The sequence below is a fragment of the Kitasatospora sp. NPDC088134 genome, from assembly GCF_044741705.1.
GTDB lineage: Bacteria > Actinomycetota > Actinomycetes > Streptomycetales > Streptomycetaceae > Kitasatospora.
This window is the reverse complement of the sequence record NZ_JBIUTD010000003.1, coordinates 402820-421543: the sequence shown is the minus strand read 5'-3', so window position 1 is coordinate 421543 and position 18724 is coordinate 402820. Positions and strand designations below refer to the sequence as shown.

Genomic DNA, 18724 nt, shown 5'->3' with positions numbered 1-18724 from the left:
CGTCGGAAGAGAGCGGAAGTTGTCGATGCCTGCCACGACCGTCACCGCCCGGGCGGACCACGGGGACTCCCCGGTCCGCCCGGCGGGCGGCGCCCCCGCGAAGGGCCGCCGCCGCCCCGGACCACTGGCCCGGGTCCCCGCCCCGCTGTGGCTGCTGCTGCCCGCCGCGCTGGTACTGGTCCCGCTGTTCGGCTATCCGCTGTACCAGCTGGGCCTGCTCTCGGTGCTGCGGTTCGGCCAGCCGCAGGCGTCCGGCGGCGTGCCCACCGAGTTCCTCGGCCTGGCCAACTACACCGAGGTGCTGGGCGACGCGCAGTTCTGGTCGGTGCTCGGCCAGACCCTGGCCTTCGCCGCGTTCTGCGTGGTCGCCACCCTGGTGACCGGCGCGGTCTGCGCCGTCCTGCTGACCCGGATCGGCCGGGGGCCGCGGCTGATGCTGATGTTCGGCGCGCTGGGCGCCTGGGCGGCGCCCGCGATGACCGGCTCCACGGTCTGGATGTTCCTGCTGGACACCAACACCGGCCTGGTCAACGAACTGCTCGGCACCCAGGGCCACAACTGGATGTACGACAAGTGGTCGGCCTTCGCCATGGTCGCCGTGGTCGTGGTCTGGCACAGCTTCCCGTTCGTGATGATCACCCTCTACGCGGGCATCCAGGCCATCCCGGACTCCGTCCTGGAGGCCGCCCGCCTGGACGGCGCCGGCACCGCCACGGTCTTCCGGAAGATCATGCTGCCGATGCTCCGCCCGCTGCTGGTGATCGTCGTGATCCAGTCGGTCATCTGGGACTTCAAGGTCTTCACCCAGATCTACGTGATGACCGGGGGCGGCGGCATCGCCGGCCAGAACCTGGTGCTCAACGTCTACGCCTACCAGAAGGCCTTCGTCGCCGAGAACTACAGCCTCGGCGCGGCGATCGGCGTCCTGATGACGCTGATCCTGCTGGCCGTCACCGCCGTGTACATCCGTACCCTGCGCCGCTCCGGGGAGGAACTTTGATCAGCAAGCGCGACAGCCGGGTGCTGCGGCAGGGCGCGAACGCCGTCGCCGTGGTGCTGGCCCTGCTGACCGTCTTCCCGCTGTACTGGATGGTGCTGTCGGCGCTGAAGCCGAAGGGCGAGATCACCTCGGCGCACCCGCGGCCGTGGACGTTCGCGCCGACGCTGGAGAACTTCCGGAGCGCCCTGGGGGTGTCCGGGTTCGGGCGGTACTTCGTGAACAGCCTGCTGGTGGCGGTGGTCGTGGTGGTGCTGTCCGCCGCGGTGGCGTTCCTGGCGGCGGTGGCGCTGTCCCGGTTCAGGTTCCGGTTCCGGACCACGATCCTGATCATGTTCCTGGTGGCGCAGATGGTGCCGGTCGAGGCGCTGACCATCCCGCTGTTCTTCCTGGTCCGCGACGTGGGCACGGTCGCGCCCGCCTTCGGCCTGTCCTCGCTGGGCTCGCTGATGCTGGTGAACCTGGCGTTCTCGCTGCCGTTCGCGGTGTGGATGCTGCGCGGCTTCGTCGCGGCCGTCCCGGAGTCGCTGGAGGAGGCCGCCCGGATCGACGGGGCGAGCCGGTTCACCATCCTGTGGCGGATCCTGTTCCCGCTGGTCGCCCCGGGCCTGGCGGCGACCAGCGTGTTCTCCTTCATCACGGCGTGGAACGACTTCGTCTTCGCCAAGACGCTGATCCTGGACACCGACCACCAGACGCTCCCGGCGGCGCTGCTGGTCTTCTTCAAGCCGGACGAGAACGATTGGGGCGGCATCATGGCCGCCTCCACCCTGATGACCGTCCCGGTGCTGGTCTTCTTCGTGCTGGTCCAGCGCCACATGGTGTCCGGCCTGGGCGGCGCAGTGAAGGACTGACGGTCCGTCAACCACGTTGCGCTGCCCAGGTGTTCAGCCTTCGTGCTGCCGCGCCCAGGCGGCGAACGCCTGGTGGAAGCCGGGGAAGGTCTTCCGCACGCACCCCGGGTCGTCGAAGGTGGTGCCGGGGGTGCGCAGGCCCGCCACGGCGAAGGACATCACGATCCGGTGGTCGCCGTGGGTCTCGATCTCGACGGCCTTCGGCGTGCCGGGGCGGATCTCGATCCAGTCCCGGCCGGTGGCGACGTCCACGCCCTGGCGGCGCAGGTTCTGCGCGCACGCCTCCAGCCGGTCGCACTCCTTGACCCGGGTGTTGTAGACGTCCTCGATCCGGATCGGCGCGGCGGCGAACGGCGCGATCGCGGCCAGCGTCGGCATGGTGTCGGAGATGTCCCGCATGTGGACGGTGCCGCCGCGCAGCTCCCGGCCGGTGACGGTGGTGGCGTCCGCCCCGATCTGCACCTCGGCGCCGAGCCGCTCCAGCACCTCGACGAAGCGCAGGTCGCCCTGGAGCGCGCCCCGGCCCAGCCCGGGCACCGTCACCGTGCGGCCGGTCAGCGCGGCGGCCGCGAAGAAGTACGAGGCCGTGGAGGCGTCCGGCTCGACCGGGTACGCGGTGGCCGTGTAGCCGCCCGCCGGCACCTCGAAGACGTCGCCGGTGCGCCGCACCTCGACGCCGAAGCTGCGCATCATCGCCAGCGTGATCTCCACGTACGGGGCGGAGACCAAGTCGGTGACCCGGATCCGCAGGCCGGTGCGGGTGAGCGGGCCGAGCAGCAGCAGCGCCGTCAGGTACTGCGAGGACAGTCCGGCGTCCAGCACCACCTCGCCGCCCTCGACGCCGCCGGTGCGGACGCTCAGCGGGTGGTGGCCCTCCCGCTCGTGGTGCGTCACCTCGACACCCAGGTCGCGCAGCGCGCCGGTGAGCGGTGCCAGCGGGCGGCGGCGCATCTGCGCGGAGGCGTCGAAGTGGAAGGTGCCGCGCCCGGCCGCGACCAGTGCGGGCAGGAACCGGGCCGTGGTGGCCCCGTCCCGGCAGAACACCTCGGCGCCGTCCGCGCCCGGGCCCTGCGGTCGGCCGGTGATCCGCCACGCGGCGGGCTCCCGCAGCACGTCGTACCCGAGCGTGCGCAGGCCCTCGGCGAAGCCCTCGGTGTCGTCCGACACCAGCGGTCGTGACAGCGTGGTGACCCCGTCCGCCGCCGCCGCGAGGAAGAGCGCACGCGCGGTGACCGACTTCGAACCGGGGATCTCGACCAGGGACACGGGGCAGCGCTCCAGCGGGGCACGACGACAGGACTCCCCCGATCCTGCCTGCCCGGCCCGCCCCCGAGACGACTCGTCTCGCCTGCCGGACACTCCGGTCCCGTGGCCGGGCGGCGCGCGGGGCGGGTGCTCAGGCGGTGCGCTCGATCTCCTCGCGCGTCACCGGGTGCGCGAACGGCAACCCGGCGGCGTAGCGGGCGAGTTCGTCCACGGCCGCGGCGGCCATCCGGGGCAGTTCGCCGCCGAGCGAGCCGGCCACGTGCGGGGTGAGCAGCACGTTGGGGAGGTCGTAGAGCGGGGAGTCGACCGGCAGCGTCTCGGGGACGGTGACGTCGAGGACGGCGTCGATCCGGCCGGTCAGCAGTTCGGCGGTGAGCGCGTCCTGGTCGATCAGCGAGCCGCGGGAGGTGTTGATCAGGGTGGCGCCGTCCGGCATCAGGGCGATCCGGCGGGCGTCCAGCAGATGCCTGGTCTCCGGGAGTTCGGGCGCGTGCACGCTCAACACCTCGGAGCGGGAGCACAGTTCGTCCATCGTCACCGATTCGGCGCCCAGCGCGGCAGCCTGATCCGGCGTCAGGTAGGGGTCGTGCAGCAGGAGTTCGAAGTCGTAGGGGGCCAGCAGCTCCAGCACCCGGCGGCCGATCCGGGAGGCGCCGACGAGGCCGACGGTGCGCCGGTAGTTGCCGGCCCCGGCGTAGGCGGCCTGCCAGTCGTGCGGGGCGCGGCGGCCGCGGTAGTCGGCGGCCAGCCGCAGCACCCGCTTGTTGGCGAACAGCACGGCGGCAACGGTGAATTCGGCGACCGGGAGGGCGTTGGCCCAGGCGGCGGAGGTGATGCCGAGGCCGCGGTCCCAGCAGGCGTCGGTGACGTGGTGCTTGACCGAGCCGGCCGCGTGCAGGACGGCCCGCAGCCGGGGCGCGGCGTCCAGCACGGCGGGGGTGAGCGGCGGGCAGCCCCAGCTGCTGACGATCACCTCGGCCTCGGCGAGGGCGGCCGCGCCCTCCGGGGTGGTGAAGTCGTCGACGACCAGCTCGGGGTCGATGTCGGCGAGTTCGACCAGCCGGGCCATCACCTCGGGGGAGATCAGCCGGGCGGCGAGGTCGCGGTGCATGGCGAGCAGGGCGCGCGGGCGGGTCCGGGTGGCGACGGGGCCGGGCGCGGCCTCGGCGGGCGCGGAGTTGGGCATGGCGGGGCTCCCCATCGGGCGCGGGTGGAGGACGGAAGGGGTTACTTGACGCTGCCGGCGGTGAGTCCGGCCTTCCAGTGGCGCTGGAGCCCGACGAAGGCGAGCACCAGGGGCAGCACGGCGAGCAGCGAGCCGGTGACCACCAGTGGGTAGTACTCGGGGAAGGCGTGGGTCTGCGCGTTCCAGGAGTACAGGCCGAGGCTGACCGGGAAGAGCCGGTTGTCGGAGAGCATCACCAGCGGCAGGAAGAAGTTGTTCCAGATCGCGGTGAACTGGAACAGGAAGACGGTGACGAAGCCGGGCATGACCATCTTCAGGCCGATCGACCGGAAGATCCGCAGCTCGCCCGCACCGTCCATCCGGGCGGCCTCCAGCACCTCGCCGGGGATGTAGCCGGCGCAGAACACCCGGGCCAGGTACACCCCGAACGGGTTGACCAGCGAGGGCAGCAGCACCGCCCAGTAGGTGTTGACGAGGTGCAGCTGGGAGGCGAGCAGGTACATCGGCAGGGCGAGCGCGGTGGTCGGCACCAGCACGCCGAGCAGCACCAGGCCGAACAGCTTCTCCTTGCCGGCGAAGGAGTAGACGTGGAACGCGTACCCGGCGCAGACGCAGATCAGCGCGCACAGCAGGGCCCCGATCCCGGCGTACAGCAGGGAGTTGAGGTACCAGCGGAAGTAGATGCCGTCGCCGGCGGCGGCCAGGTCCTGGAGGTTCCGGCCGAGGTGGAAGTTGCCGGCGCCGAGGGTGCGGCCGCCGATCAGGTCGGCGGTGTTCTTGGCGGAGGCGCTGAGCAGCCAGCCGAGCGGCAGCAGGGTGTAGAGGGTGGCGAGGACGAGGGCGCCGTTGACGGCGGTCCGCGACATCGTCCAGGGGCGGCGCGGCGGGCGGGACGTAGCCGGGCCGGCCGGGGCGGGGCGGACGGGGGTGAGGGTGCTGCTCATCGGGCGGTCTCCGTCGCGTTCCGGTTGCGCTTGCGGGCGCGCTGCTCGTCCCGGCCGCGGGTGAGCCGGGTGACCGCGAAGGACAGCAGGGCGGCGGCCAGGGCGAGCAGCACCGAGGCGGCGGCGGCCAGGCCGTAGTCGTTGCGTTCGAACGCGGCGGAGTAGGCGTACATGTTGGGGGTCCAGGTGGAGCCCACGCCGGGGGCGACGTCGTGCAGGATCATCGGCTCGGTGAACAGCTGCAGCGAGCCGATCACGGTGAACAGGCCGACCATCACCACGGAGGCCCGGATCAGTGGGATCTTGACGGCGAAGGCGGTGCGCAGCGGTCCGGCGCCGTCGACCACGGCGGCCTCCAGCACCTCGCGCGGGATGGCCTGCAGCGCGGCGTAGAAGATCACCATGTTGTAGCCGGTCCACTCCCAGAGCGCGATGTTGACGATCGCGGGCAGCGGGTGGCCGAGCACGTCGACCTGGGCGCCGGCCGAGTGCAGCGCGTCGACGACGGGGCTGATGCCGGGCGTGTAGAGGTAGGTCCACACCAGGGCGGCGATGATGCCGGGGACGGCGTGCGGCAGGAACAGCGCGAGTTGGAAGAAGCGCTTGGCACGGGCCAGCGCGGAGTCCAGTAGCAGCGCGACGGCCAGCGACAGGCCCAGCATCAGCGGGATGTACAGCAGGCAGTACTGGGCGGTGTTCCAGAAGCCGTCGCGGAACGCGGCGTCGCCGAGCGCCCGGGTGTAGTTGCCGATCCCGGTGAACACCTGGGTGGTGCCGCCGCCGAAGCCGAGGCCGGAGCGGTGCTCGGTGTAGAGGCTGAGGTACACCGCGTAGCCGATCGGGATCAGCGTGCACGCGGTGAACAGCAGCAGGAACGGGGCGAGCAGGACGGCCGGGGCGCCGATCGGCGCCCGGCGCTTCCGGGTGCCCGGGGCGGCGGCGCCCCGGGCGGCGGCGGCGGAGGTGCCCCGGGCGGCGGGGGTACTGCCGCCCGGGACGGGGGTGGTGCCGGACATCAGCCGGCCGCCTTCAGACCGCGGTTCTTCAGCTCGGCGAGGGTGGCCTGCTGGGCGGCGTCGACGGCGGACGGCACGGTGCCGCCCTGGCCGAGCTTGCCGAAGGCGTCCTTCATCGCGCCGTTGGTGGCGCCCGTGGTCGGGCCCCAGGTCCAGTTCGGCTTGATCGACTTCGCGGCGTCCTGGTAGATCGCGTAGATGTCCTGGCCGCCGTAGAAGTCGGTCTTGAAGGCGGCCTTGGCGACCGGCACCAGCGCCGGGTCGGCCGGGTAGGTGGAGGAGGAGCCGGAGGCGATCCGGGCCTGGATGCCCTCGGGGGTGGTGGTCGCCCAGGTGGCGAACTCGACCGCGGCCTTGGCCTTCTTGCTGTCCTTGGAGACGGCGAAGGTGGTGCCGCCGAGCATGCCGGAGGCGGGCTGCCCGTCCCAGCTCGGCATCGGGGCGACCGCCCACTTGCCGTTGGCGGCCGGGTCGGTGCCGAGGGTGGACTTGAGCACGCCGCCGCCCCACGCGGCGCCCAGGTACGCGGCGGTCTCGCCCTTCTGCAGCGAGGCCGTCCACTGCTGGCTGAACGAGGGCTGGACCCGGACCAGGTCGTCGGCGATCAGGCCCTGCCAGTAGTCGGCGACCTTCTTGGTCTCCGCGCCCGCCAGGTTCACCTTCCAGCTGTCGCCGCTGGTGCCGAACCACTGCGCGCCGCCCTGCCAGGCCATCGCCGCGAAGGTGCTCGGGTCGTCCGGGAAGAAGGTGGCGATCCGGGTGTTGGCGTCGGCGGCCTTCAGCTGCTGCGCGGCGGCCTTGAACTCGTCCCAGGTCTTCGGGACGGCGACGCCGGCCTTCTCGAACAGGTCCTTGCGGTAGTACAGCGCCTGCGGGGAGGCGTCCAGCGGCAGCGCCCAGGTGGCGCCGCCCAGCGTGGTCAGCTCCATCGACTGCGGCAGGTACTTGCCCTTGAGGTCGGCGGACACCAGCTTGCTGATGTCCTGCACGGCGCCCTGGCTGACGAAGTCCGGCAGCTGCGGGTACTCGACGTTGAACACGTCGGGGGCGTTGCCGGCCTTCACCGCGTTGGAGATCTTGGCGTAGCCGCCGGCGTTGCCGGACGGGATCTCCTCGAAGGTGACCTGCACGTTCGGGTGCGAGGCGTTGAAGGCCTGCACGACGTCCTTGGTGCCCTTGGCCCAGCCCCAGAAGGTGATCGAGACCGGCTTGCCGTCGCTGCCCGCGTCGGCGCCCTGGGCCGCCTTGTCGCCGTCACTGCTGCAGGCGGAGAGCAGGGTGACGCCCAGGACGGCGGCGGTCGCGGCGGCGGCGAGACGGAGGGCTCTGCGGCGGTGGAGAGCGGGAGAGGGCATGGCACGGCTCCTGTGGGGGTCCTTGAAACGCCGGGTAGGTACCCGATCACCCGATTTGAGCAGGTCGGGCGGGGTTGACCGCTATCTTGGGACGGCCTCCGATCGGACGTCAAGGCATGCGGATCAAATGATCCGATCTGATCAATCACGGCTTGCCGGAGAATCGGCTTTCACCTTGAGTTTTCCGGGATTTTCCGGAGGTCACAATCGGATCAAGGCGATCATTCGATCGACGCTCCTTGACGGGGTGATCAGCACTTCCTAGGGTCGGCCGGACAGCCCCCGCGCCCCAGGAACCGAGGCCGCCATGCCGAACCCCGTCCCGCTCCCGTTCCCGCCGGAGGACCGCGAGCTCAGCCCGTACACCGGCTGGACCAGGGCGCACTGGGAGGCCGCCGCCGACCGCCTGCTGGCCGCCGTCCGCCCGTACGCCGGGCCGGAGCACGCCCTGATCGACCTGCCCGGCGAGCGCCCCAGCTGGTCCGGCCGCCGCTCCGACGGCCTGGAGGGCTACGCCCGCACCTTCCTGCTCGCCGCCCTCCGGGTGGCCGGCGCGGACGGCGCCGACCCGGACGGCCTGCTGGAGCGCTACGCCGCCGGCCTGGCCGCCGGCACCCGCCGCCCCACCGCCGAACGCGACCTCGCCGACGGCGACACTGTCTCCTGGGGCGCGATCACCGACCGGGGCCAGGCCATGGTCGAGGCCGCCTCGGTCGCCCTCGGCCTGCGCCTGACCCGCCGCCACCTCTGGGACCGCCTCGACCCCGGCGTCCAGGAACGCGCCGGCGCCTGGCTCGCCCAGGCCCTGCACCGGCAGCCCGTCGACAACAACTGGTGGCTCTTCCCGCTCACCGTCGGCGGCTTCCTCGCCGAGGTCGGCATCGAGACCGACGCCGCGCGGGCCGCCGTCGACCGCGGCCTGCGCCGGCTCGACGACTGGTACCTCGGCGACGGCTGGTACACCGACGGCCGCCCCCGCGCCATCGACCACTACAACGGCTGGGCCCTGCACCTCTACCCCGCCCTGCACGCCCACCTCTCCGGCGACCCCGCCCTGGCCGCCCGCCACGGCGACCGCCTGCACGCCCACCTCACCGGCTACGCCCGCCTCTTCGACCGCGACGGGGCGCCCGTCCACCAGGGCCGCTCGCTCAGCTACCGGTTCGCCGCCGCCGCCCCGCTGTGGGCCGGCGCCCTGCTCGACCGCACCCCCCTCGCCCCCGGCACCACCCGCCGGCTCGCCTCCGGGGCGCTGCGCCACTTCCTCGACCGCGGCGCCCTCGACGCCCGCGGCCTGCTCACCCTCGGCTGGCACGGCCCCTACCCGCCGATCGTCCAGCCCTACTCCGGCCCCGCCTCCCCCTACTGGGCGTCCAAGGGCTTCCTCGGCCTGCTCCTCCCGCCCGAGCACCCCGTCTGGACCGCCACCGAAACCCCCTCCCCCGCCGAGACCGCCGACGCCGCCACCCCGCTGCCCGCCCCCGGCTGGCTGATCCAGTCCACCGCCGCCGACGGCCTGGTCCGCCTGCACAACCACGGCAGCGACGACCAGCCCGCCGACGCTCCCGTCCCCGACAACCCGCTCTACGCCCGCCTCGCCCACTCCACCCGCACCGCCCCCACCGGCCCCCTGCCCGACAACCACTTCGCCCTGCTGGTCGACGCCGCCCCCACCGACCGCGGCCCCCTCACCCCGCTCGGCGCGGGCCCGGCCGGGCCGGGGGCGAGCACGGACACCGGGGACGGGCCCCGGGTGCGGGTGGTGTCGTCCGGGGACGGGCCCGGGTGGGCGGCGTCCTGGCACCGGCCCCGGCACGGCGGGGAGCCGGTGGACGGGGTGGTGGTGGTCTCGTTGACGCTCGCGTACGGGAGCGACGAGGTGCGGGCGCACCTGGTCGGCGGGGCGGCGCCCGGCACCGCCGTGCGGGAGAGCGGGTGGGCGGTGGCCGGGGCCCGGCCCGTCGCCGCCGTCGACGGGCTGCACGCCCGGGTCACGGGTGCCGCCCGGGACGGGGACGGCCCGCTGAGCGGCGAACTCCTCGGGCTGCACGGCTGGCGCGCCGCCGGAACGGTCGACGCCCCCGAGGGCACCGCGTTCGGCCCGCACGCGGCCGTCCCCGTCCTGGACGGCGGCACCGGCCCGCTCGGCACCACGCTGTTCGTCTCGGCCGCCCGGCTCACCGCCGCCCCCGGGCCGCTCCCCCCGCTGACCGCCCTCGCCCTCACCACCGCCCCGACCCGCACCGGCTGGGAGCTCTCCCTCACCTGGCCGGACGGCACCACCACCCGTGCCGGCCTTGGAATCTGACGCACCGTCATCCCCTGCCGCCCCGAGCCCCAGGATCCCCCTTGCCCCTCGCCTTCTCCACCCTCGGCCTCCCCGGCCTCCCGCTCCCCGCCGTGCTCGCGCTCGCCGCCGAGGGCGGCTGGCAGGGGCTGGAACTGCGGGCGGCGCCGTCCGAGCCCGTGCACGCCGGACTGTCCTCGAGTGAACGCCGAAAGCTCGCCAGGGAGTTCGCCGGCGCCGGGGTGGTGCCGCTGGCCGTGGCCTCGTACGTCGGGATCGCCGAGCGGGGGCCGGACGCGGCGGTGACGGCCGAGCTGCTCGCCCAACTGCACCTGGCCGCCGACCTGGGGGCGCCGTACGTCCGGGTCTTCCCGCGCGCCGAGGCCGAGGCGGCGGGGGGCGCGCGGGCGGCCCGGCGGCTGCTCGGGGTGGCGGAGGCGGCGGGCGCGCTCGGGGTGCGGGTGCTGGTCGAGACGCACGACTCGCACCGTTCGGGGGCCGCGCTGGCCGGGCTGCTCGACGGGGTGCCGGACGCCCCGGTGGGGGCGCTGTGGGACGTGCTGCACACCTGGCTGGCGGGCGAGTCCCCGGCCGAGTCGTACCGGTGGCTCGCGCCGCGCCTCGGCTACGTGCAGGTCAAGGACGTCGCCTCGGCCGCCGACCTGACGCCGCTGGCGCTCGGCGCGGGCGTGCTCCCGCTGGCCGACTGCCTCGCCCCGCTCGGCCCCGGGACCTGGGTGTCCTGGGAGTACGAGACCCCGTGGCACCCGTCGGCCGCCCCGCTCGCCCCGCAACTCCCGTCCGGCGCACGGTTCCTGCGGGGTCTCGGGGTGCGCTGAGCGGCGCTCGGCGCCCCCTACTCCAGCCCGTACTCCACGCCGAAGTACTCAATGCCCGCGCCGAACAGCGGGTCCACCTTGGCGAGGCCGAGCAGGGTGCGGACGCGGCGGTCCCAGTCGTGGGCGTGCAGGTGCTCGACGGCGCGGCGGTAGCGGGCCGAGGTGAGCCGCGGGTCGAGTTGGGCGGCGATCCGGGCGTCGCCCGCCAGCGGCAGCAGGGCACTGTGCTCCAGCACGGTGAGCAGCACGAACGCCGGGGCGCGGACGGCCGGTTCGGGGTCGGCCAGCAGCCGGTGGAAGGCGTCCTCGCCCTGCCACAGCGCCGCGTCGACGCGCCGGTCGAGGCCGGCCGCCCCGGGGCAGTCCTCGGCGGCGGCCGGGCCGCCGCCGGCCAGCGCCACCAGCAGGGAGAGCGCCGACTCCCGGGCCGCGACGGGGCCCCGGCCGGCCAGCCGGACCAGGTGCGGGACGGCGGGGGCGGCGGGCAGCAGGTAGCCGTGGGAGCCGTCCGCGTGGTGCAGCAGGTCGGACAGCCGCCCGACGGCGTGCCGGGCGGCGCGCCGGTCGGCGGCGGCCGCGAGGGCGGCGAGCGCGGCGGGGACGTCGGCGCCGCCGCCGGGGTGGTGGCCGGGGCCGGAGCAGAGCCCGGCCCAGTCGGTGCGGTCGATGCGGTCGGTGCGGTCGGTGCGGTCGGGGCCGCCGGAACCGTCGGGGGTCATCGCGGTCACCCGCCTTCGGGCGCGGGGCGGAGCGCCTGCGGGCGGATCAGGACCCGGCGGGGGGTGCGGAGTTCGGGTTCGGAGGCGGCGGCGGTGGCGCTGCGGGCGGGTGCGGCGGTCATGCGGGCATTCAAGCAGGGCGCACCCGTAGCACCTGGTCAAACGGCGGCGCCGTCACCCCCGCAGGACGTCCGGACCTTGAGGGCGGGGAGCAGTTCGAGGTGCGAGGCGGGCAGGCCGGGCGGGCCGTCGAGGCGGCGGAGCAGCAGGTCGAGGGCGGCTTCGCCGACGGCCTTCTTGGGCGGGGAGACGGCGGTGAGCGGGGGCGCGGCGAGGGCGGCGAACACGTCGTCGTAGGAGATCAGGGCGACGTCCTCGGGGACGCGCAGGCCGCGGTTGCGCAGCAGCGGCGGGAGTTGGATGGCGTCCTGGTCGTTGTGGACCAGGACGGCGCGGACGCCGTCGGCGGCGGCTTCGGCGATCTGCTGGGCGACCCATGCGGGGTCGGGGACGGCGATCGGGGCGCCGGGGCGGTGCATGTCGATGACGGGGCGGGTGCCGAGGCCGAGCAGCGGGGCGCCCTCGGTGTAGCCGGTGCGGACCTGGTGGGCCGTCCAGGTGTCGGCGCGGGCGGCGAGCAGGACGGTGCGGTGGCCGAGGGCGGCGAGGTGGCGCAGCGCGAGCAGGACGCCGTGGCGGTGGTCGGAGCCGACGGCGTCGAGTTCGGCGGCGGGGCTGCCGGGGGCGGCCTTGCGCTCCACCAGGACGGCGGGGACCGGGAGTTCGGCCAGCCAGTGCTGGTCGCCGGGGCGGGGCGGGGGGTCGCCGGGCTGCCAGTTGGGGGTGAGCAGCAGGCCGTCGACGCCGGATTCGAGCAGCCGGTCGACCTGGGCGCGGTCGTCGCGGGCCTCGTAGGCGGCGATGCCGAGGACCAGGCGGGCCCCGGCGGTGGCGGCGGCGGCGCGGGCGCCGGCGATCACCTCGTCGAAGTAGGAGCCGACGGTGGGGACGAGCATGCCGACGACCTGGTCGGGGCGGCCGGGGCGGGCCTGCGGGCCGGTGTCGGGGAGGGCCACCGAGCCGTGCGAGCGGGCGAGTTCGCCGGCGTCGGCGAGGGCGGCGACGTCCCGGCGGACGGTGACCGCGGGGATGCCGAGGCGGGTGGCCAGGTCGACCACCTTGACGGTGCCGAGGTCGCGCACGACCTGCAGAATCCGCGTCCGGCGTTCCGCTGCCGAGACGGTCATGGCGTCCCCTCCTGGTTCGGGCTGCGGCCCCGGTCGGGCCGCACTGGCACTGCTCGATCAATTTGTATCATTCGATCGCCATTCGATCGAAAGGTCTGAATGTATTGACTCGATCACATGGTCAACCTACGGTGCGGGGCGGGCGCCCATCCCACCCCTCATTCTCGGGAGTCCCCACCATGCTCCTGTCCCACGCCCTCCGGCGTGCCGTGCCCGCTGTCGCACTGGCCGCCGCCCTCCTCTCCCCCGCGCTGCCCGCCGCCACGGCGGCGGCGGCCGGCGGCACCTCCTGGTACCTGGACTGCTCGGCCGCGGCCGACGGCTCCGGCAGCCAGGCCGCGCCCTGGAACAGCCTCGGCTCCGCCAACGCGCACGTCTTCCAGCCCGGCGACCAGCTGCTGCTCAAGCGCGGCGCGACCTGCACCGGCACCCTGCAGCCGCAGGGCTCCGGCACGGCCGGCGCGCCGATCACCCTGGCGGGCTACGGTACCGGCACCGCCCGCCCCGTGGTGGCCGGCGACCCGGCGAGCAGCAGCAACGCCGCCGTCCACCTCTACAACGTCGAGCAGTGGGAGATCCGCGACCTGGAGATCACCTACACCGACACCGCCGCCACCAAGCGGGAGCGCAACGGCCTGCTGGTGGAGATCGCCGACCTGCCGGACGGCGTCGGCACCCACTACCTGGTCGACGACGTGTACGTGCACGACGTCAACGGCGACGCCACCAAGTGGTCCAACGGCATCCAGTTCCGGGTCTCGGGCAGCACCACGCCGACCAACTTCGACGACGCGGTGGTGCAGAACTCGCAGATCGCGCACGTCGACCGGGAGGGCCTGACGAACCGTTCGACCTGGATGTGCCGGCCGACCTACGGCACCGGCGACGGCTGCGGCACCACCAGCAACTGGCGGGCCAGCACCCGGCTGGTGTTCCGCGGCAACACCATCCAGGACACCGGCGGCGACGGCATCGTGGTGCGGGCCGCCGACCACGCGCTGGTCGAGCACAACACCGCCTTCGACCTGGCGATGCGCCCGATGGGCTCCAACGCCGGGATCTGGACCATCAACTCGGACTTCACCACGGTCCAGTACAACGAGGTGCACCACGTCCGCCGGCTGCCCGACAACAACGACGGGATGGCCTTCGACTCGGACTACGGCAACACCGGGGCGCTGTTCCAGTACAACCACAGCCACGACAACCAGGGCGGCTTCATGCTGTTCTGCGGCGCCTGCGGGGCCGGCTCCTCGTCGACCGGCACCGTGGTGCGCTACAACCTGAGCCGGGCCGACCAGAGCCGCTGGCTGTTCGCCGTCGGCGAGAAGAACGCCCGGATGTACAACAACACCGTGTACCTGCCCGCCGGTTCGACCACCCCGATCGTCCAGCAGGGCTCGGGCACCTCGACCACCGCGCTGAGCGGCAACCTGTTCTACAACCTGGGCAGCGGCGGCTACACCGGCTTCGGCTCCAGCGTCTACAAGCCCGGCGACTTCAGCTGGGACGCCAACGCCTTCTGGGGCAACCACCCGGCGAACGAGCCGGCCGACGCCCGCAAGGTGACGGCCGACCCGCAGCTGGTCAACCCCGGCGGCACCGCCCCCGCCGACTACGGGCTCGGCGCCGGCTCCCCGGCCCGGGGCGCGGGCGCGACCGTGCCCGCCAACGGCGGGCGGGACTTCTTCGGCGCGCCCGTGCCGCAGACCTGCCGCCCCGACCTCGGCTTCCAGCAGGCGTCCGCCTTCGACGACAGTGCCTGCGCCGCCCCCGCCCTGCTCGCCAACGGCGGCTTCGAGAGCGGCGCGCTCGCCCCGTGGACGTACTACGGCGGCGTGCAACTGGACGCCGCGAACGCCCACGGCGGGACGTACGCGGTGCGGGTCGGCCCGGCGCAGGCCGCCGCCGAGCAGGTGATCACCCTGCAGCCGGGCACCACCTACCGGCTGAGCGGCTGGGGCAAGGTCTCCGCCGCGGGCACCGAACTGTCGCTGGGCGTCAAGCAGTACGACAGCGCGGGCTCCAGCACCCGGGCCGCCTTCACCGCCACCGGGTACAGCCAGGGCTCGACGGTGTTCACCACCGGGCCGACCGCCACCAGTGCGCGCGTCTACTGCTACGCGCGCAGCGGCAGCGGCTACGGCTGGTGCGACGACGTGACGGTGACGAAGGTCTGAGCCGCCGTCACCTCGCCCGGCCGGGGCGGGGGCTGGCTCACTGCGGGTCCACCGCGTGGAGCTCACCCCCGTCCCACTCCATCCAGCGGGTGATGCCGATCTCCCGCAGGAACGGGTAGTCGTGGCTGGCCACCACCAGCGCGCCCCGGTAGCCCGCGAGGGCCTGGGTGAGCTGGCGGACGCTGGCCAGGTCCAGGTTGTTGGTCGGCTCGTCGAGCAGCAGCAGCTGCGGCGGCGGGTCGGCCAGCAGCAGGGCCGCCAGGGTGGCCCGGAAGCGCTCGCCGCCGGAGAGCGTGCCGGCCCGCTGGTCGGCCCGGGCGCCCCGGAACAGGAACCGGGCCAGCCGGGCCCGGACCTCGTTGTCGCCGGCGGCCGGGGCGTGCTCCTTGACGTTGCGGAACACGCTGAGGCCGTCGTCCAGCACGTCGAGGCGCTGCGGCAGGTACCGCAGCGGCACCGGTGTGGCCACCTCGCCCGCCGCCGGCGGGAGTTCGCCCGCGATCGTGCGCAGCAGCGTGGTCTTGCCGGAGCCGTTGCGGCCGATCAGCGCGATCCGCTCGGGGCCGCGCAGCTCCAGGTCGACCAGGCCGCCGAAGGCGGGGCGGACCTTGTCCAGCACCAGGACGGTGCGCCCGGCGGGGACGGCGGTGCGGGGCAGGTCGATCCGGATCTCCGCGTCGTCCCGGACCGCCTCCTCGGCGGCGGCCAGCCGCTCCTTGGCGTCGTTGAGCCGTTCGGTGTGCATGCCCCTGAGCCGGCCGGCCGTCTCCTCGCCCTTGGCCTGGAGCTTGTCCGCCAGGGCCTTGGGGTCGTTGCGCCGGATCGAGCGGGCCTTGCCGTACGAGGCGGACTTGTCCAGCTTCTGGCTGGCCTCGATCAAGTCCCGCTTCTGGCGCTTGACGTCGGCCTCGGCGGTGCGGACCAGGCGTTCGGCGGTCTCCTGCTCGTTCGCCAGCGTCTCCTGGTAGGCGGTGAAGTTGCCGCCGTACCAGGTGACTCCGCCGTCCCGCAGGTCGGCGATCTGGTCGACCCGGTCGAGCAGTTCGCGGTCGTGGCTGACCAGCAGCAGCACGCCGGGGAAGGCGGACACGGCGTCGTACAGCCGCGCCCTGGCCCGGGCGTCCAGGTTGTTGGTCGGCTCGTCGAGCAGCAGCACGTCCGGCCGGCGGAGCAGCAGGGCCGCCAGGTGCAGCAGGACGGCCTGGCCACCGGAGAGTTCGCCGGTGGTGCGCTCGAACTCCAGCTCGCCGAGGCCGAGGCGGTCGAGGGTGGCGCGGGCGCGCTCCTCGACGTCCCAGTCGTCGCCGACGACCGTGAAGTGCCGCTCGTCGACGTCTCCCGACTCGATGGCGTGCAGGGCCTCGCGCTGCGCGCGGATGCCGAGCGTCTCGTCGACCCGGCGGTCCGCCGCGGACGTCAGGTCCTGTGGCAGGTAGCCGAGTTCGCCCGCGATCCGGACGGTGCCGGAGGCCGGGGTGAGCTCGCCCGCGATCAGCCGCAGCAGCGTGGACTTGCCCGCGCCGTTGAGGCCGACCAGGCCCGTGCGGCCGGGGCCGACCGCGAGGTGGAAGCCGCTCAGCACGGGGCGGCCGTCGGGCCACTCGAAGCCGAGGTCGGTACAGAGGATGGACGTGGTCGGTTGCGCCATGGGGGCCTCCTGGAGGTTGCCGCGCGGGGAAGGGGGAGCAACACGGGGAGACACCGGGGACGCGGGAGCGGGGCGGGCCGTCGCGGGAGAACACAAAACCCGCACGGGAGCCGTGGATCGCTGCCCTGCCGAGGTCGCACTCGCGCCCAGTACACGCTCGAACACCCGGGAACAACACAGGTGCGGCGTGGCGCGGTGTCTCATGACCTCAGACGAGCAACGGCCTTCTCCAGACGTGCGGGGTTGTGACGCCCTGAACACTACGGAACCCGCCGCGCCCCCCGCAACGGAATTAAGTCCCGACTCCGGTCGCGTCCCCCCGGCGGCCCCGCACCGCCCGTCCGGGGCGGCCTGCGGTGCCGCCTAGAATCGACGCATCATGACTGCCACTCTCGTCGTCAAGGACCTCGCCGCCGGTCACGGTGAGCGCACGCTGTTCGCCGGGCTGGACCTGGTCGTCGCCCCCGGGGACGTGATCGGTCTGGTCGGGGTGAACGGCGCGGGGAAGTCCACGCTGCTGCGCCTGCTGGCCGGGCTGGACGCCCCCGAGGGCGGCAGCCTGAAGCTGAGCCCGCCGACCGCGAACGTCGGCCACCTGCCGCAGGAGCCGGAGCGCCGGGAGGGCGAGTCGGTGCGCGACTTCCTGGCCCGGCGCACGGGCGTGGCGGCGGCGCAGGCCGCACTGGACGAGGCCACCGAGGGCCTGGTGGAGGGCCGCCCCGGCGCGGACGACGCCTACGCCGAGAGCCTGGACCGCTGGCTGGAGCTGGGCGGCGCGGACTTGGAGGAGCGGGCCGAGGAGGTCGCCGACCAGCTCGGCCTGAAGGTGTCGCTGGACCTGCCGATGACGGCGCTGTCCGGCGGCCAGGCGGCCCGCGCGGGCCTGGCCTCGCTGCTGCTGTCCCGCTACGACGTGTTCCTGCTGGACGAGCCCACCAACGACCTCGACCTGGACGGCCTGGAGCGCCTGGAGGCGTTCGTGAAGGGCCTGCGCGCGGGCACCGTGCTGATCAGCCACGACCGCGAGTTCCTGGCCCGCACCGTGACCAAGGTGCTGGAGCTGGACCTGCACCAGCAGCAGGTGAACCTGTACGGCGGCGGCTACGAGGCGTACCTGGAGGAGCGGGCGATCTCCCGCCGGCACGCCCGCGAGCAGTACGAGGAGTTCGCGGACACCAAGGCGGGCCTGGAGGCCCGCGCCCAGATGCAGCGGAACTGGATGGAGCACGGCGTCCGCAACGCCCGGCGCAAGGGCGGCGACAACGACAAGAAGGCCCGGGCGCAGCGCGCCGAGTCCACCGAGAAGCAGGCCGCGAAGGCCCGGCAGACCCAGCGGATGATCGAGCGCCTCGACGTGGTGGAGGAGCCCCGCAAGGAGTGGGAGCTGCGGATGGAGATCGCCGCCGCGCCGCGCTCCGGCTCGGTGGTGGCGACGCTCCGTCAGGCCGCCGTCCGGCGCGGCGACTTCGCGTTCGGCCCGGTCGACCTGCAGATCGACTGGGCGGACCGGGTGGCGATCACCGGCGCGAACGGCGCGGGCAAGTCGACGCTGCTGGCGGCGCTGCTGGGCCGCCTCGAACTGGACTCGGGCTCCGCCGCGCTAGGCTCGGGCGTGCAGATCGGCGAGGTCGAGCAGGCCCGCGGGCACCTGTTCGGCGGGGACGCGGAGCAGCCGCTGCTGGCGGCGTTCTCGGCGGCCGTGCCGGACCTGAACCCGGAGGACGTCCGCACCCTGCTGGCCAAGTTCGGCCTCAAGTCGGTGCACGTGCTGCGGCCCGCCGCGACGCTCTCCCCGGGCGAGCGGACCAGGGCGGCGCTGGCTCTGCTGCAGGCCCGCGGGGTGAACCTGCTGGTGCTGGACGAGCCGACCAACCACCTCGACCTGCCCGCGATCGAGCAGTTGGAGCAGGCGCTCGCCTCCTACACCGGCACCCTGCTGCTGGTCACCCACGACCGCCGGATGCTGGACACCGTGCAGGTCAACCGCCGCCTGGTGGTCGCGGACGGGCGGGTCTCCGAGGCCCTGTAGGCAGCGCTGCCGTCCCGGAGCCGGACCACGTGGAAGCCCCGCGCGGTCCGGCTCCGGCATTTCCGGGGGACGCGTTCCGGGCCCGTGCAACCTTTCCGGCCGGGCCGGGGTGAGCAGGGCGGAGCGGCGGTCCGGACGGGGCCGCCGCGCGGAAGCG

General features: G+C 74.0%; 14 protein-coding genes. 6 read left to right on the top strand and 8 right to left on the bottom strand.

Translation table 11 applies throughout. The features are described from left to right. Positions 1-25 precede the first annotated feature (25 nt). The gene (locus ACIOHG_RS07705; RefSeq protein WP_400946594.1) at positions 26-1000 is read left to right on the top strand and encodes a carbohydrate ABC transporter permease; all 975 of its coding nucleotides are present in this window, start codon (positions 26-28) and stop codon (positions 998-1000) included. Continuing rightward, complete coding sequence (locus ACIOHG_RS07700) at positions 1000-1851, top strand: carbohydrate ABC transporter permease (protein ID WP_400946719.1); 852 nt, start codon at positions 1000-1002, stop codon at positions 1849-1851. The genes ACIOHG_RS07705 and ACIOHG_RS07700 overlap by 1 nt, the downstream gene beginning before the upstream one ends. A 33-nt stretch (positions 1852-1884) precedes the next feature. Here the strand turns inward: ACIOHG_RS07700 and aroA are convergent, their stop codons facing one another. The 5 genes from aroA to ACIOHG_RS07675 all read right to left on the bottom strand — a co-directional run bounded on the left by aroA (position 1885) and on the right by ACIOHG_RS07675 (position 7618). Continuing rightward, complete coding sequence (aroA, locus tag ACIOHG_RS07695) at positions 1885-3117, bottom strand: 3-phosphoshikimate 1-carboxyvinyltransferase (protein WP_400946591.1); 1233 nt, start codon at positions 3115-3117, stop codon at positions 1885-1887. 130 nt (positions 3118-3247) lie between these two features. Then, positions 3248-4228 (bottom strand): hydroxyacid dehydrogenase, encoded by a 981-nt coding sequence (locus ACIOHG_RS07690; RefSeq protein WP_400946717.1) that lies wholly within the window; start codon positions 4226-4228, stop codon positions 3248-3250. Between the two features lie 116 nt (positions 4229-4344). Continuing rightward, a complete protein-coding gene (locus tag ACIOHG_RS07685) occupies positions 4345-5247 on the bottom strand; it encodes a carbohydrate ABC transporter permease (RefSeq protein ID WP_400946589.1) in 903 nt (300 codons plus the stop codon). After that, entirely contained in the window at positions 5244-6263 is a 1020-nt protein-coding gene (locus ACIOHG_RS07680) for a carbohydrate ABC transporter permease (protein WP_400946586.1), read from the bottom strand. The genes ACIOHG_RS07685 and ACIOHG_RS07680 overlap by 4 nt, the downstream gene beginning before the upstream one ends. Continuing rightward, positions 6263-7618: an ABC transporter substrate-binding protein gene (locus ACIOHG_RS07675; protein WP_400946583.1), complete on the bottom strand. Its 1356-nt coding sequence runs from the start codon at positions 7616-7618 to the stop codon at positions 6263-6265. The genes ACIOHG_RS07680 and ACIOHG_RS07675 overlap by 1 nt, the downstream gene beginning before the upstream one ends. 307 nt (positions 7619-7925) lie before the next feature. Between ACIOHG_RS07675 and ACIOHG_RS07670 the strand changes: the two genes are divergently transcribed. Together ACIOHG_RS07670 and ACIOHG_RS07665 are read left to right on the top strand one after the other, a co-directional pair. Continuing rightward, positions 7926-9926, top strand: coding sequence for a DUF2264 domain-containing protein (locus tag ACIOHG_RS07670; protein ID WP_400946581.1), 2001 nt, complete (start codon positions 7926-7928; stop codon positions 9924-9926). Positions 9927-10018: 92 nt separating this feature from the next. Continuing rightward, the gene (locus ACIOHG_RS07665) at positions 10019-10744 is read left to right on the top strand and encodes a sugar phosphate isomerase/epimerase family protein (RefSeq protein ID WP_400946715.1); all 726 of its coding nucleotides are present in this window, start codon (positions 10019-10021) and stop codon (positions 10742-10744) included. A 17-nt stretch (positions 10745-10761) separates the two neighbouring features. Here ACIOHG_RS07665 and ACIOHG_RS07660 read toward each other — a convergent pair whose 3' ends face one another. Together ACIOHG_RS07660 and ACIOHG_RS07655 are read right to left on the bottom strand one after the other, a co-directional pair. Beyond that, the gene (locus tag ACIOHG_RS07660) at positions 10762-11463 is read right to left on the bottom strand and encodes a hypothetical protein (protein ID WP_400946578.1); all 702 of its coding nucleotides are present in this window, start codon (positions 11461-11463) and stop codon (positions 10762-10764) included. A gap of 158 nt (positions 11464-11621) precedes the next feature. Then, entirely contained in the window at positions 11622-12710 is a 1089-nt protein-coding gene (locus ACIOHG_RS07655) for a substrate-binding domain-containing protein (protein WP_400946575.1), read from the bottom strand. Positions 12711-12889: 179 nt separating this feature from the next. Between ACIOHG_RS07655 and ACIOHG_RS07650 the strand changes: the two genes are divergently transcribed. Continuing rightward, on the top strand, positions 12890-14890 hold the full coding sequence (locus tag ACIOHG_RS07650; protein ID WP_400946572.1) for a carbohydrate binding domain-containing protein: 2001 nt from the start codon (positions 12890-12892) through the stop codon (positions 14888-14890). Between the two features lie 37 nt (positions 14891-14927). Here the strand turns inward: ACIOHG_RS07650 and ACIOHG_RS07645 are convergent, their stop codons facing one another. After that, positions 14928-16538 carry an ABC-F family ATP-binding cassette domain-containing protein gene (locus ACIOHG_RS07645; RefSeq protein WP_400946569.1) on the bottom strand — a complete coding sequence of 537 codons (1611 nt, stop codon included), beginning with the start codon at positions 16536-16538 and terminating at the stop codon, positions 14928-14930. A 379-nt stretch (positions 16539-16917) separates the two neighbouring features. Between ACIOHG_RS07645 and ACIOHG_RS07640 the strand changes: the two genes are divergently transcribed. Next, positions 16918-18567, top strand: coding sequence for an ABC-F family ATP-binding cassette domain-containing protein (locus tag ACIOHG_RS07640; protein ID WP_400946566.1), 1650 nt, complete (start codon positions 16918-16920; stop codon positions 18565-18567). The last annotated feature ends 157 nt before the right edge of the window (positions 18568-18724 follow it).